12 protein-coding genes and 2 pseudogenes are annotated in these 13,140 nt (G+C 71.2%); 7 read left to right on the top strand and 7 right to left on the bottom strand.

Annotated elements, in window-relative coordinates; all coding sequences use genetic code 11:
• The 5 genes and pseudogenes from tnpA to gndA form a co-directional block, all read left to right on the top strand.
• Window positions 1–227 (top strand): annotated as a pseudogene (gene tnpA, locus EFK10_RS22135) (IS200/IS605 family transposase); the annotation flags it as partial.
• Between the two features lie 340 nt (window positions 228–567).
• The gene (locus EFK10_RS22130; RefSeq protein ID WP_127357388.1) at window positions 568–1,224 is read left to right on the top strand and encodes a winged helix-turn-helix domain-containing protein; all 657 of its coding nucleotides are present in this window, start codon (window positions 568–570) and stop codon (window positions 1,222–1,224) included.
• Window positions 1,225–1,359: 135 nt separating this feature from the next.
• A complete protein-coding gene (locus tag EFK10_RS22125; RefSeq protein WP_127357387.1) occupies window positions 1,360–3,450 on the top strand; it encodes a SpoIIE family protein phosphatase in 2,091 nt (696 codons plus the stop codon).
• Between the two features lie 156 nt (window positions 3,451–3,606).
• Window positions 3,607–4,173: an SRPBCC family protein gene (locus tag EFK10_RS22120; protein ID WP_127357386.1), complete on the top strand. Its 567-nt coding sequence runs from the start codon at window positions 3,607–3,609 to the stop codon at window positions 4,171–4,173.
• Window positions 4,174–4,299: 126 nt separating this feature from the next.
• A complete protein-coding gene (gene gndA, locus EFK10_RS22115) occupies window positions 4,300–5,736 on the top strand; it encodes an NADP-dependent phosphogluconate dehydrogenase (RefSeq protein ID WP_127357385.1) in 1,437 nt (478 codons plus the stop codon).
• A 22-nt stretch (window positions 5,737–5,758) separates the two neighbouring features.
• On the opposite strand, the gene EFK10_RS22110 is transcribed toward gndA, so the two are convergent.
• Complete coding sequence (locus EFK10_RS22110) at window positions 5,759–6,022, bottom strand: hypothetical protein (protein WP_127357384.1); 264 nt, start codon at window positions 6,020–6,022, stop codon at window positions 5,759–5,761.
• Window positions 6,023–6,047: 25 nt separating this feature from the next.
• Here EFK10_RS22110 and EFK10_RS50695 point away from each other — a divergent pair.
• Window positions 6,048–6,436, top strand: a pseudogene (locus tag EFK10_RS50695) (helix-turn-helix transcriptional regulator); the annotation flags it as partial.
• Window positions 6,437–6,445: 9 nt separating this feature from the next.
• On the opposite strand, the gene EFK10_RS22100 reads toward EFK10_RS50695, so the two are convergent.
• The 5 genes from EFK10_RS22100 to EFK10_RS22085 all read right to left on the bottom strand — a co-directional run bounded on the left by EFK10_RS22100 (window position 6,446) and on the right by EFK10_RS22085 (window position 10,871).
• The gene (locus tag EFK10_RS22100; protein WP_127357383.1) at window positions 6,446–7,471 is read right to left on the bottom strand and encodes a glycoside hydrolase family 3 N-terminal domain-containing protein; all 1,026 of its coding nucleotides are present in this window, start codon (window positions 7,469–7,471) and stop codon (window positions 6,446–6,448) included.
• Window positions 7,472–7,710: 239 nt separating this feature from the next.
• Entirely contained in the window at window positions 7,711–7,884 is a 174-nt protein-coding gene (locus tag EFK10_RS47665) for a hypothetical protein (protein ID WP_164836108.1), read from the bottom strand.
• 162 nt (window positions 7,885–8,046) lie between these two features.
• Window positions 8,047–8,661: a PLP-dependent transferase gene (locus tag EFK10_RS22095; RefSeq protein WP_127357382.1), complete on the bottom strand. Its 615-nt coding sequence runs from the start codon at window positions 8,659–8,661 to the stop codon at window positions 8,047–8,049.
• A gap of 99 nt (window positions 8,662–8,760) precedes the next feature.
• Complete coding sequence (locus EFK10_RS22090; protein WP_127357381.1) at window positions 8,761–10,017, bottom strand: PucR family transcriptional regulator; 1,257 nt, start codon at window positions 10,015–10,017, stop codon at window positions 8,761–8,763.
• An 86-nt stretch (window positions 10,018–10,103) separates the two neighbouring features.
• The gene (locus tag EFK10_RS22085; protein WP_127357380.1) at window positions 10,104–10,871 is read right to left on the bottom strand and encodes an SDR family NAD(P)-dependent oxidoreductase; all 768 of its coding nucleotides are present in this window, start codon (window positions 10,869–10,871) and stop codon (window positions 10,104–10,106) included.
• Window positions 10,872–11,091: 220 nt separating this feature from the next.
• On the opposite strand from EFK10_RS22085, the gene EFK10_RS22080 reads away from it, so the two are divergent.
• Entirely contained in the window at window positions 11,092–12,060 is a 969-nt protein-coding gene (locus EFK10_RS22080; protein ID WP_127357379.1) for an aldo/keto reductase, read from the top strand.
• Between the two features lie 93 nt (window positions 12,061–12,153).
• Here EFK10_RS22080 and EFK10_RS22070 read toward each other — a convergent pair whose 3' ends face one another.
• Window positions 12,154–13,077, bottom strand: coding sequence for an RICIN domain-containing protein (locus tag EFK10_RS22070; RefSeq protein ID WP_127357378.1), 924 nt, complete (start codon window positions 13,075–13,077; stop codon window positions 12,154–12,156).
• Window positions 13,078–13,140 lie beyond the last annotated feature (63 nt).

Genomic DNA, 13,140 nt, shown 5'->3' with positions numbered 1-13,140 from the left:
GAGTTCAACGGCGAAGGCGATCATGTCCACCTGCTCGTGCACTACCCGCCGAAAATCGCCCTGTCCAAGCTGGTCAACTCCCTCAAAGGCGTCAGCTCTCGATACCTGCGGGCCGGATCGGCGCGGGGGCAGTGTTCTGGTCCCCGTCGTACTTCGCGGGGTCTTGTGGAGGCGCACCGCTGAGCATCGTCAAGGACTACATCGAGAACCAGAAGCGGCCAGCCTGACGTTAAAACGGAGACGCAGAGAGCTCCGGCGCTCCGCGCCTCCGGGCCGGGGATCGCATTCCCGCCCGGCCTGAAGGCCGGGATTCCCTGCTAAGATGTAGGGATGGGATCCATGGCCAGCCTCATTGACACCGCGACGGGTCGCAGTGACCTCGAGCCTTTCTGGCCGTCCCGGCAGGAGTACCAGTTCGACCGAGAGTGTTGTCGCGCGGCTACCGCGCGGACCCGCACCCACGGCTGACCCCGCCGATCACCGGCGCTTCGGTCAGCGTCCTGGTCCAGTCCCGCGCATACGGCGTCCATCCGCCTTTGTCCTTCGCGCGAAAGAGCCGAGACCTCCATGCCTACGACCCAGTCCCTGCCCGCACCCGCACCCGCCCCTGCTTCCGTTGCTCCCGTCAATCTCCCCGAGCCTTCGGCCGGTGGGGGCACTCCCCCTCGCTTCGCTGGGGGCACCCCCACCCAGCCGCCAGGCTGGGGGAGGACTCCTGTCTCGCTTCGCTCGCGGCTGCGTGCCGTCCGGCCCGACGAAGTCCCGCCCGTACTGGACTTCCTGCCTCCCGGAGCGACCTGGCTGCCCGCCCCCGGGCATGTGATGCCCAGCGGCGTCGGCCAGCCGCCCATGGTCGGCTACCTCGTGCTGGTTCCCGCGGAGCAGGCCGCAGCCGGCCGGCCGGAGAGCACCCCTGACGACGTCGCCGTCTCCGGTCCGGTACGGATCGACAGCGACCGGCGCATCGCCATGGTGGACGGCCGCCCGCTCGACCTCACGTACCTGGAGTTCGAGCTGCTCGCCCACCTGGTCGCCCACCCGCACCGGGTCCACACCCGCGACCAGCTGGTCACCACCGTCTGGGGCTACGGCCATGTCGGCGACGGCCGCACGGTCGACGTGCACATCGCCCGGCTGCGCCGCAAGCTCGGCCCCGAGTACCGGGCCGGGATCGTCACCGTGCGCCGCGTCGGCTACAAGTACGCCCCGCCGACGGCGGGCTGAAAAGCCGAGCCCTGCGGCCGCGCCGGGTGCACCTGGGAGTGCGCCCGGCGCGGCCGCAGGCGTATGGGTACGCTGTCCTCAACCCCGGTATTCCACAAGCCCAGGACCCTCGCCGGAACCAGCGGAGTGTGAGGCATGGCTGATCAGCGGGAATGGACGGCTGCGGCCCCCGCGATCGGTGGCTGGCCAGCCCCCGCCGCCGCGCACCTCGCGCTGAACAACCTCGGCGGTTTCGACTGGGACCTGGACCGTGCCCGCCTGCACCTCGACCCGGTCGCGCTGCGGGTCCTGGACCTCGAGCCCGGGGAATTCCACGGCGACCCGGAGTTGCTGCTGCCCCGGCTGCCGCCCGAAGAGGCCGACAGCATCGAGCAGGCGATCTCCGAGGCCGTCAAGGACGGCCAGGCGTCCTGGAGCGTGTACTTCCGCCTCACCCGTCAGGACGGCCACCGTGGCTGGATACATGCCCGGGGCCGTATCGTCCGCGACAGCGCCGGGCGGGCCTGCCGCGTCATCGGCATCGTCAGCGACGCCACTGACGAGATCCCGCACGCCGCCGACGCCATGCGCCGCGACGAGTCGCACGCCGAGGAGAACAACCTCGTCGTCGAGGTCACCGCGTCCCTCGCCGAGGCCGTCACCGTACGCGACGTGACCGCCGCCCTCACCTCCCACCGCCGGCTCGACCGGCTCGGCATCGCCAGCCTCTTCCTCGGCATGGTCGAGGGCGGCCGGGTCCGCGTGGTGACCGACGCCAAGGCCAGCAGCTGGGTACCGGAGCTGGAGTACACCCGGCTCGTGGACGGCTTCCCGATGAGCGAGGTCGTACGGACCGAGAAACCGCGCTTCATCACCTCGCCCGAGGAATTCGCCCGCCGCTACCCCAAGCTGTGGCCCCACATAGAGCCGCTCGACGCGTCCGCCGCCGCCTACCTGCCGCTCATCGCGCAGGGCAAGCCCATCGGCGCCCTCGGGCTGCTCTACCGCCACAAGCACTCCTTCGCCCCGCAGGAACGCAACCTCCTGATCGCCCTGAGCGGCAGCATCGCCCAGAGCCTCCAGCGCGCCATCCTCTTCGACCAGGAGCACGACATCGCGCAGGGACTGCAGACGGCCATGCTGCCGCGCAGCATCCCGCGCATCCCCGGCGCCCAGATCGCCGTGCGCTACCGCTCCGCACGCCTGGCCCGGGACATCGGCGGCGACTGGTACGACGTGGTGGCCATGCCCGGTGGTCGGGTCGCTGTCATCATCGGCGACGTCCAGGGCCACGACACCCACGCCGCCGCCGTCATGGGCCAGCTGCGCATCGCCCTGCGCGCGTACGCCTCCGAAGGGCATCCGCCCGCCACCGTCATGGCGCGCGGCTCCCGCTTCCTGTGCGAACTGGACACCGACCGCTTCGCCACCGCCCTGTACGCCCAGATCGACCCGCAGACCGGCCGCACCTGCCTGGTCCGGGCCGGTCACATCGACCCCCTTGTACGCCACCCCGACGGCAGCTGCAACCGGCTGCCCACCACCGGCGGCCTGCCGCTCGGCCTGTCCGCGCAGTTCGGGCAGCTGGACTACCCGGTGACACAGGCCGAGCTCGAACCAGGCGAGACCCTGCTGATGTTCACCGACGGACTCGTCGAGCGCCCCGGCACCGACCTCGACGACGGCCTGCGCCGGCTCACCAAGGCGCTCAGCGACGGCCCCCAGGGCGTCCAGCAGCTCGCCGACCACCTCAGTTCCGTCATGGGCGCCCCCGGCACCGACGACGACATGGCGCTGCTCCTGTTCCGCCGGGATGCCGACGCCGCCCCGCAGACCGCCCGCCGGTTCCACCAGCACATCGGTCCCGGCGATCCGCAGGCCCTGGCCGCCGCGCGCACCATGATCCGCGACGCCGTGAAGTCGTGGGGCCTTGCCGAACGTGTGGACGACGCCGAACTGGCCGCCGACGAGCTGATCACCAACGCCCTCGTCCACACCGACGGCGGAGCGGTGCTGACGCTTCGGATGATGTCCGAGCCGTCCCGCCGACTGCGCATAGAGGTGCACGACCTGGCCAGCAACTGGCCCCGCCGCCGTGAGCCGGGCGACGCCGAGGTGTCCGGGCGGGGATTGCTCCTGGTGGACCAACTGGCCGATGCCTGGGGAGTGGAGCCGCACGGCGCGGGCAAGTCCGTCTGGTGCGAGTTCCGCGAGTCGGCTGCGGCCGGTCCACCCGCTGGGAGCTGACCGCCCGCCAGGCATCGGCGCAGCTCGCGGGGCCTGGTTCACCCGGATGGCTCACCTGCCACGACACACCGCCGTTTGGGTAGCAGGCTGTCGGTATGAGCCAGGAATGAAACTCCGCTACCGTCAGCCGTATGGCTGGCACCGGGGAGGTTCGCGATGCCGACCGTGGCCACCAGCGTGATCGTTCCCCGGCCCATCGAGGAGGTCTTCGACTTCCTGGCCGATGCCCGTAACCTCGCTTTGTGGAGTTCCGGCGTCCACGCCGTCGCGGCCGACGCGGTCCAGCCCGGCGACGGCGCCGAGTACCGCTACCACTATCCCGGCCGGCACCGCGAGCACCGGCTGGTATGCGCGGCCTACCGCCCCTGCGGGGCCGTCGAGTTCCGCGGCCGCCGGATGTGGAGCCCGCTGGGCACCCAGGTCCCGTACTACGGATTCCGGCTGCTGCCGCACTCCCAGGGCACCTTCGTTCAGCTCACCGTCACCTGCACGCTGGGCGGCGGCCTGCTGCTGCTCGTCCCCTTCATGGCGATGGCCTGGCGGCGCGACCTGCCCGTGGATGCCCGCCGGCTGCGCGAGGCGCTCTGCGGCCCGTCCCACGCCCACGCGCCTGTCGGGCCGCCCCCGGTCGCCGTCCCGGTCCCCGACGAGCTCGGTCGGCCGCCGGTGAGGTCCCTCCGTCCGGCCCGTGCCTACTGGGCCGGCATAGGCACTGGCACATAGCACATCACGGCGCACTGCGAGAGATCACCGCGACTCCGAGAGGCCGAGGTGCGAGGCTGGAGTTCTGTTAGCGTCCCGTACTCGGTACTCCCGTACTCCCGGGCGATGAAGTGAGAGGACTTTGCGATGGCGGAGCAGGCTCGCATAGGCGTCACCGGACTGGCGGTCATGGGCAGCAATCTCGCCCGCAACCTGGCCCGCCACGGCCACCCGGTGGCGGTGCACAACCGCACCGAGGCCAAGACCCGGGCTCTCGTGGAGGAGTTCGGCCATGAGGGGGAGTTCCATCCGGCGGAGACCCTCAAACAGTTCGTGGAGTCCCTCGAGCGCCCCCGCCGCGCGATCATCATGGTCAAGGCCGGGGCCCCCACCGACGCGGTGATCGACGAACTCGCCGCGCTCATGGAACCCGGCGACATGATCGTCGACGGCGGCAACGCCGACTTCCGTGACACCCGCCGCCGCGAGGCCGCCCTACGCGAGCAGGGCCTTCACTTCGTCGGTACCGGCATCTCCGGCGGCGAGGAGGGCGCCCTCAACGGCCCCTCGATCATGCCCGGCGGCTCCAAGGAGGCGTACGAGGCCCTCGGCCCCATCCTGGAGGACATCGCCGCCAAGGTCGACGGCGTCCCCTGCTGCACCCACGTCGGCCCCGACGGCGCCGGCCACTTCGTGAAGATGGTCCACAACGGCATCGAGTACGCCGACATGCAGCTCATCGCCGAGGCGTACGACCTGCTGCGGCACGCCGCCGGACAGCGCCCCGCCGAGATCGCCGAGGTCTTCCGCACCTGGAACTCCGGCCGGCTGGAGTCGTACCTGATCGAGATCACCGCAGAGGTGCTGGCCCACACCGACGCCGCGACCGGCCAGCCTTTCGTCGACGTCGTCCTGGACCAGGCCGGCCAGAAGGGCACCGGCAGCTGGACCGTCCAGAACGCTCTGGAACTCGGCGTCCCCACCTCCGGCATCGCCGAGGCCGTGTTCGCCCGCTCACTGTCCGGCAGCGCCGAACTGCGCGCCGCCACCCGCGGCCTGCCCGGCCCCGGCGAGACCTGGCTGGACAGCGCCGCGAGCGACCGTTTCGCCGACGACGTCGAACAGGCGCTGTACGCGTCGAAGATCGTCGCCTACGCCCAGGGCTTCAACCTGATCCAGGCCGGCAGCGCCGAGTACGGCTGGGACGTCGACCCCGGCGCCATGGCCACCATCTGGCGTGGCGGCTGCATCATCCGGGCCCAGTTCCTCAACCGCATCAAGGAGGCGTACGACGCCGACCCCGGCCGCCCGACCCTGCTGACGGACGGCCACTTCGCCGAAGCCATCGGCGGCGCCCAGGACGCCTGGCGCCGGGTCGTCTCCACCGCCGCGCAACTCGGCGTGCCCGCCCCCGGCTTCTCGGCGGCGCTCTCCTACTACGACGCGCTGCGCGCCGAACGCCTGCCCGCCGCCCTGATCCAGGGCCAGCGTGACTTCTTCGGCGCCCACACCTACCGTCGCGTCGACCGCGAGGGCACCTTCCACACCCTCTGGGGCGGCGACCGGTCGGAGGTCGAGGCCTAGGGGCTGTCCTGCCGGACCGGGCCTAGTCGATCAGCTTCTCGAAGAGGAACTCGTGCTTGAGGAAGGACGTGTCGTACTCGTGCCCCGGGTACGGCGGGATCAGCTGCGCCGCCTGGAACAGCCGCCAGCCGTCCTGCAGCGCGTCCAGGCCGGTCCCGTACGGCGGTTCGTCGCTGTCCCCGGTGGTGGGTCGGGTGGCGCCGGTGCCGTCGTAGCGGGACCAGCCGACCACGTCCGAGTCGAGAGCGGAGGTGGCGAGGTACAGGACCAGGACCTGCTGCTTCATGTGTGGCTCCGGATCTTGGGGCGGTTGGTCACGCGGGTGGCACGTGGCCGGCCTGGCGGCCCTCGGCCGTCCCGGGCAGCCGCACGCCGTGGTGGCCGCCGCGATGGCCCACATCGAGGCCAACCTCACCGTGCCGGTCACCGTGCCCGTCATCGCCCGCGCCACCGGGGTCTCCCAAAGCCACCTCACCCGGCTCTTCCGGGCCGAGACCGGCGACACCGTGGTCGCCTGCATCCGCCGCCGGCGGATGCAGGCGACCGCCATCTGCTGCGGGCCTCCATCCTCCCCATCCCGGCGATCGCGGCGGCGGTGGGCATCCCCGACCTGCAGGCCTTCAACAAAGCCTGCCGCCGCGAGCTGGGCGCCGCTCCCCGTGTCATCCGCGCGGCAGTGCACACGGAGGCTGCCATTTAGCGGCGGCCCTCACCCGTCGCAGCGCAGCACCCCGGCGGCCTGCTTCGCGGTGAGGACGCGGCGGGCGCTGTCCAGCGCCCTGGCCCGCAGCGCGGGATCGTGTCGGACGGCATCGCGCACGGCACCGACCATCGCGGGGATGTCCGCCGTGTCCGCGGTGAGCACCATGTCGCCGCCCGCCCTGATGAACCTCAGGGCCCGCTGGGCGGGCGGCACGGAGCGGACCGCGACCGCCTTACCCAGGTCGTCCGACACGATGACGCCCCGGAACCCCAGATCCTGCCGGAGCATTCCGTTGAGCACGGTGGGGGAGAAGACGGCCTGTCGTTTCGGGTCGATACGGGTGTAGGTCGCCGAAGACACCATGACGAAGGCGGCGCCGGCCGCGATGCCGGAGCCGAAGGCGCGCACATCACGGTCGTAACGGGTGAGGGTGGTGTCGGTGACATTCGCCGTGGTGTCGGTGTTGCCGCTGACGCGCCCGAGTCCCGGGAAGTGCTTGAGGGTTGTCAGCACGCCGGACTTACGGAACCCCTTGACGTACGCGGTAGTCTGACGGGCCACCACATCCGCCGAGTAGCCGAACTGGCGCCCGTACCGGCCGATCGGGCCGTTGCCGGTCCCGATCTCGGGGGGTACGACATCCGCGACGGGCGCGAGGTTCAGATTGACGCCCGCGGTGCGCAGCTCGGCTGCCCACTGCGTGGCGTGGGTCTGCAGCTCGGACGCCGTCCAGCGGCCCTGTGCAAGGGCCTCGGGGATGGCCGAGAAGCCGGGGCCCTTCAGGGTCTGCACCTGACCGCCCTCCTGGTCCGCGGAGACCAGCAGCCCGACCGAGCCGGCCCGATCGGTCTGCCGCAGGCTTTGCAGCCGGTCGGTCAGGCCGCGGGTCCGCCATACGCCGACCTGGCTGCGGCCCATCAGGATCACCGACCCGACCTGGTAGCGGCGCAGCACCGTCATGTCGGCGTCGGTGGTCGTGGGGATTTGCGCCGCGCCCATGAAGAGCTGCCCCACCACCTGCGAGTCCGACATCGCCGACAGAACGCGATCGACGCACGAAGGGGTGGGTACGGTCCTGCTCGGCCTCGGCGAGGCCGAGCGGGTGGCGATGGCGGTGGCGGTGGCGATGGCGGTGCTTGTGCCTGTGCTGGTGCCGGCACCGCGACCCGGGGCCGATGACACGCCGCAGCCCCCGAGGGCGAGCGCGGTGCACAGCACGGCGGCGGAAAGTCGGAGGGCGCCGGGGCGACCGGACGGCGGGACGTTCATCATCAGGCCCCCGCAGTGCTAGCCGAGGCGCCCGCCGGGTGCTGCGGCGGACGGCAGAGGGTCTTCCTGGACTCGTGCAGCGTATATACGTCCCCGTGGAAGCAGGAGATCGACGCGCCGGGGCCGGTGGCGGCCTCACGGTAAGGCGGGAAGCGCCTGCGTGGCGTGGTGCTCATGATCTTTCCCCAGGTGCTTGAAGTCCGTTCGTGCGGTCATCCGGTTTCGATGTACGCCTGTCCAGGAAAGATCGAGGGAACCGGATCCTGTAACGGCTTCACGACAAACCCCGCTGACCTGCGGTGCAGGCAGCGGGGCGGGACAGGGTTCAAAGGGGCCGGTCAGTCCGCCTCCAGGGCGGCTGCCAGGTCGGCGATCAGCTCGTCGCAGTCCTCCAGACCGACCGAGAGCCGAAGCAGGGATTCGTCGACTCCGAGCGCCGATCCGGCGGTGGTGCAGTGGGTCATCCTCGCCGGGTGCTCGATGAGTGACTCGACGCTCCCCAGAGACACGGCCAGGGTGAACACCTTCGTACGTTCGCAGACCCGCCCGGCGGCGTCCGCGTCCCCCTCCACCACGAGCGACACCACACCGCCGAAGCCGCCTGGCATCTGCTTGGCGGCCAGAGCGTGGTCCGGGTGGCCGGGCAGCCCCGGGTAGTGGGCTCGCCGCACGCGCGGATGGGCGTCCAGGAACTCAGCGATCCGCTGGGCGCTCTCGCAGATCTGCCGCATCCGTACCGGCAGCGTCTTGATGCCGCGCTGCACCAGCCAGGCCTCCTGGTGCGCGGCCATCGTGCCCATCATGCCGACGTGGCGGGTGATCAGCTCTCCGACGGCCGGGTCGGCGGCGATCAGGGCTCCGCCGGTGATGTCGGAATGACCGCCCAGGTACTTGGTGGTGGCCGCTTTGCCTGCCGAGCCAGTAGGCGGCCGCGCTCCCGATCCCGCCCACACCGAGCACGATGTGCGCGTAGCTCTTCCTCATCCGGCATCCTCCCGCTGGGGCCAGGTGTCGCTGGTGAGGATGAGGCTGTCAGTGCGCGGTATGGGTGGTCATCCGGCACGGCGTCGCGTGTTGGAGGGCAGGATTTCGACATTTGTAGGAAGCCCCGGCAGCAGATGCGTTCCGTGGAGCCGGCGCAGTCCCAGCGCCATGTGGAGCAGCAGCCGGTCGCGGCCGTCGCGCAGGCTCAGCCCGGAGATCTGCTCGGCGCGTCCCAGCCGGTAGTAGAGCGTGGTGCGGTGGACGCACAGCTCGCGCGCGGCGCGCTGCACGTCCCCGGCACAGTCAAGATACGTCTCCAGGGTCGGCACCAGCACAGCGGCCGAAGGATCCGCAAGCAGGGTGGCCAAGCCGTCCGGCATCAGCGCGTTCTCCCAGGCCTGCGGGGCGAGTTGGGCCAGCAGGGCGTCGGCGCTCAGCTCCGACCAGCAGGTGGCGCGGCCCTCACCGGCCGACGACAGCGCGACCTCGGCCTGACGCCGGGCCTGCGGCAGTCCGTCCAGGCCCCGGCCCGGGCCACCGGCGCCGACCCGCCAGCAGCCGGCGAGCCCCGAGCGGTCGGTGAGTTCGGTCAGCAGGGCGGTGGCGGCCTCGGCCAGCCGGCCGTCCTGGAAGCCCTGACGGCGGGCCAGGACGACCGTCGCGCGCCGGGGCCACACGGCGGCGAGCACGGCCTCACCCGGGGCGGTGCGGCACAGGCGGCCCATGGACTCCGAGAGCACCGCCCGGGTGTCCGCCGGCGTGCCGTCGCTCTTCCCGGGTCGGCAGCTCACCAGCAGGACGGCCACCTGCCCGACGTTGTCCAGCAAGCCCCGGTCGAGTGCCTCCTCCCACGCCTCACGCCGTACCACGGGGTCATGGCTGAGCAGTTGCTCCACGAGCCGCTGGCGCAGCTCCTGTTCCTGGTCGATCGCGACCAGGCGGCGGTGCAACGCCTGCCCCATCGCTTCGGCTGCGCGGACGGCATCAGCGACCTGGACTTCCGTCAGGTCGTCGAACCGGTCGGTGATCCACATAAAGCCGAGCAGGATGCCCCGGCAGCGAACGGGGACGCACAGCCGCCGCCACAACTCCAGCGCCGGATTCTCCGGAATGTGGCCCGGCCCCGTCCACCGTTTGATCTCCTCGTACCGGACATCCTCCGGCCGGGTCCTGCGGTGCAGCAGCGACCAGATGCGGGCCGGATCCGCGTCTCCGAAGTCCTCGCTCACGGCGACCAGGCGCAGGTCCTGGTCGTCCAGCACGACCGCCCGCCCGAGCCGTGTGGCCAGGGCATCCACCAGAGTCTGAATCTGCTCGACGCTCATGCCTCACTGTCTGAGGCCCGTGTTACGCGTGCCGCCGCGCCTTGTTACGGGAGGCGCTCCGGTGGGCCACGACGAGCGGTACGCACTCAGCTGGGGAACATCCCCGCGGTCGCGTTGACCCACGTGCCGGTGACGGCGGCGCCGGCGTCGGAGGCGAGGAAGGTCGCCAGTGCGGCGATGTCGGCGATGCGCGGCGAGCGCTTGGTCATCCGCAGGCTGTCGAGGTGGCCGACGACGCCCTGCAGGGCCGCCTCGTCCATGCCCGGGGCGCCTGCGGCGGCCAGTTTCTCCGGCGTCAGGGTGTCGGCAACGCCGGCGGTCCAGATCCCGCAGACGCGTACGCCCGCCGGGCCGACTTCCTGGGCGAACTGGCGGATCAGTGCGTCGATCGCGCCGTCGGCGGCGGCTGTGCCGCCCATCATCGGGCTGCCGTTGCCGGACGCGCTGTCCAGGGACAGGATCACGCCCGAGCCCTGCGCGGTCATCCGGCGGGCCGCGGCCCGGGCGGTGATGAACTGGCAGGCGATGCCCTGGACGACCGGCCGGGTGTAGTCCTCGACCGACATCTCGGTGAGCGGCACGCCCTGGAAGTCTCCTCGCGGCACAAGGTTGAAGGAGATGTCGATCCGCCCGGCCCGCTCGACGAGCGAGGCCGCATGGGCCTCCACCGCTGCCTCGTCACGGGCGTCGAGCACGTCGTACTCGGCGCCGATCGCGTCGGCGGCCGTCTTGAGCGTGGCCTCCGTACGGCCGACGAGAAACACGCGGGCCCCGGCCTCGGCGTACGCCTTTCCGATACCGGCGCCCAGCGAACCCGCACCGCCGTAGACGACCGCGATCTTGTCCTTCAGCATGACTTTTGTCCCCTCGGGTGGGGGCGCCGTGTGCGCCCGTCACCCTGTATGACGTCTCTGCCGCGGAAAGTCATCGGGGCACCCAGTATCGGAGGGTCATCGGCAGCCAGAACGCGGCGAACAGGTGCGGCTCACGCACCGGCGGCCGGTTCGGGGCAGGATGGAAGGGCCGCGCACGCACAAGGGCGCACCGACACCTCACCACCGACGGAGTACCGGTATGCAGTACGTCAAACTCGGATCCACCGGCCTGGACGTCTCCCGCATCTGCCTGGGTTGCATGAGTTACGGAGACCCGGCCCGGGGAAACCATGAATGGACCCTCGACCGGGACCGGTCCCGCCCCCTGATCAAACGTGCCGTCGAGGCCGGGGTGAACTTCTTCGACACCGCCAACGTCTACTCCGACGGCAGCAGCGAGGAGATCGTCGGCGAGGCCCTGGCCGACTTCGCCCGCCGCGACGAGATCGTGCTCGCCACCAAGGTCCACGGCACCATGCGTCTGGGGCCCAACGGCGGAGGCCTGTCCCGCAAGGCGATCCTCAGCGAAATCGACCACAGTCTGCGGCGGCTCGGCACCGACTATGTCGACCTCTACCAGATCCACCGCTGGGACCCGAGCACGCCGATCGAGGAGACGCTCGAAGCCCTGCACGACGTGGTCAAGGCCGGCAAGGCCCGCTACATCGGTGCGAGTTCGATGTACGCCTGGCAGTTCGCCAAGGCTCTTCACACCTCCGAACGGCACGGCTGGACGAAGTTCGCCACCATGCAGAACCACTACAACCTCCTCTACCGGGAGGAGGAGCGCGAGATGCTTCCGCTCTGCGCCGACCAGGGCATCGGCGTCCTGCCCTGGAGCCCGCTGGCCCGCGGCCGCCTCACTCGCGACTGGGGCACGGACACCGCCCGCAGCCGCACCGACGAGTTCGGCAAGACGCTGTACGAGGACGCCGACCGCGCGATCGTCGACGCGGTCGCCCGCATCGCTGCCGACCGCGGCGTCTCCCGGGCCCAGGTCGCACTGGCCTGGCTGCTGCACCAGCCGACCGTCACCGCGCCCATCGTCGGTGCCACCAAGGACACCCACCTGGACGACGCCGTTGCCGCAGTCTCGCTCCAGCTCACCGACAAGGAGATCGACCAACTCCAGGAGCCCTACACCCCCCACCCGATCAGCGGTCACTGAACGGAAAGGGTCAGCGCGGCGGCGGCCCCGTGGAGCCGCGAGGCGTGAGGGCGGGGGTCGGGACCGGATGGGACGCCGGCTCCCGGCCCCCGATCACGTCGAAGAGGGTACGGGCCACCTCGGCGCCGAAGCCGTTGACCCGCCGGGCGCGTCCGAGCCGATCGACTGCAATTCGGGCGAGGCTTCGGAGGCGATGGTCTGCCAGCGATAGGAGGTCGCGTCGTCACGCAGTTTGAGGACCATGGCCGCGCCGTCGGTCGGCGAGACGGGCACTACGGCAAGCGCCTGGTTCCACCGGGGCACCAGTTCGCCCTGGACGATGAAGTCGTAACGGACGTTGTTGGCATCCGGCCGGGAGGCGGCCGGGCAGGACCCGAGTCGGATCGAGAAGCCGCTGCGGGAATCGAGGCAGAACTTGGGGTCGGCGAGGCTGCGCAGCAGGCCGTCGGGCGCGTACGACCACTGCTGGGTGGCGGCGGAGGTACAGGACGTGACCACGGACTCCGCGCCCTTGGCGGGCTTTCCGCCGGCGATGTCGACGCAGAGCCCGGTCGCCGTGTCGCGGAGCGGGGCCGCGTAGCGCGTCGGTCGGGATGCTGTCGGCCGCGGCCCAGGACGGATGCGTACCGGAGCCGGTGGTTCGGAGGAGAGGCCGGCGGTGGCGCCGCTGTTCGCCGGGCTGTCCTCGTCGACCGGCGAGGTGGCGACCCACAGGGCGAGGGGGACCAGGGCGCATCCGCACACCGCCAGGAGGGCCAGGGCGAGCTGTCGGCCGCTGGCGAAGCGCGGACGGTCTCGGTCCGTCGGCGGCCGGGAACCGGCGTGCGAGCGCCTCCTCGCCGAGTGGTGAGGGCCGGGGCGGGGGCCGTCGGTCGGGTCCGGTTCTCCGTGCCTGTCCGTGTCCGCGTCCGCAACCGGTCCACGGTGACCCGGCCTGGACTCGAGATAGGCCCGCGCACCCCAGCCGATGACGGCCTTGGTCCTGACGTCCCAACTCGGGACGTGGCCGGCGCACATTGCCTCCTCGGGGTGTTACGTATAACGTGGCCTGATCGCCGCCCACCCGAACCCCCGGGAGAC

This window comes from Streptomyces soli (genome assembly GCF_003999195.1).
In the GTDB taxonomy this organism is placed as follows: domain Bacteria; phylum Actinomycetota; class Actinomycetes; order Streptomycetales; family Streptomycetaceae; genus Actinacidiphila; species Actinacidiphila soli.
The sequence above is the reverse complement of the archived record's forward strand: the minus strand, read 5'-3'. Positions and strand labels throughout refer to the sequence as shown.

Bases quoted from the DNA above. Each gene is read 5' to 3' on its own strand.
- EFK10_RS22110 (WP_127357384.1), bottom strand. From the start codon at position 6,022: ATGAAGCAGCAGGTCCTGGTCCTGTACCTCGCCACCTCCGCTCTCGAC.
- EFK10_RS22080 (WP_127357379.1), top strand. From the start codon at position 11,092: ATGCAGTACGTCAAACTCGGATCCACCGGCCTGGACGTCTCCCGCATC.
- EFK10_RS47665 (WP_164836108.1), bottom strand. From the start codon at position 7,884: ATGAGCACCACGCCACGCAGGCGCTTCCCGCCTTACCGTGAGGCCGCC.
- EFK10_RS22090 (WP_127357381.1), bottom strand. From the start codon at position 10,017: ATGAGCGTCGAGCAGATTCAGACTCTGGTGGATGCCCTGGCCACACGG.
- gndA (WP_127357385.1), top strand. From the start codon at position 4,300: ATGGCGGAGCAGGCTCGCATAGGCGTCACCGGACTGGCGGTCATGGGC.
- EFK10_RS22085 (WP_127357380.1), bottom strand. From the start codon at position 10,871: ATGCTGAAGGACAAGATCGCGGTCGTCTACGGCGGTGCGGGTTCGCTG.
- EFK10_RS22130 (WP_127357388.1), top strand. From the start codon at position 568: ATGCCTACGACCCAGTCCCTGCCCGCACCCGCACCCGCCCCTGCTTCC.
- EFK10_RS22070 (WP_127357378.1), bottom strand. From the start codon at position 13,077: ATGTGCGCCGGCCACGTCCCGAGTTGGGACGTCAGGACCAAGGCCGTC.
- EFK10_RS22125 (WP_127357387.1), top strand. From the start codon at position 1,360: ATGGCTGATCAGCGGGAATGGACGGCTGCGGCCCCCGCGATCGGTGGC.
- EFK10_RS22100 (WP_127357383.1), bottom strand. From the start codon at position 7,471: ATGTCGGACTCGCAGGTGGTGGGGCAGCTCTTCATGGGCGCGGCGCAA.
- EFK10_RS22120 (WP_127357386.1), top strand. From the start codon at position 3,607: ATGCCGACCGTGGCCACCAGCGTGATCGTTCCCCGGCCCATCGAGGAG.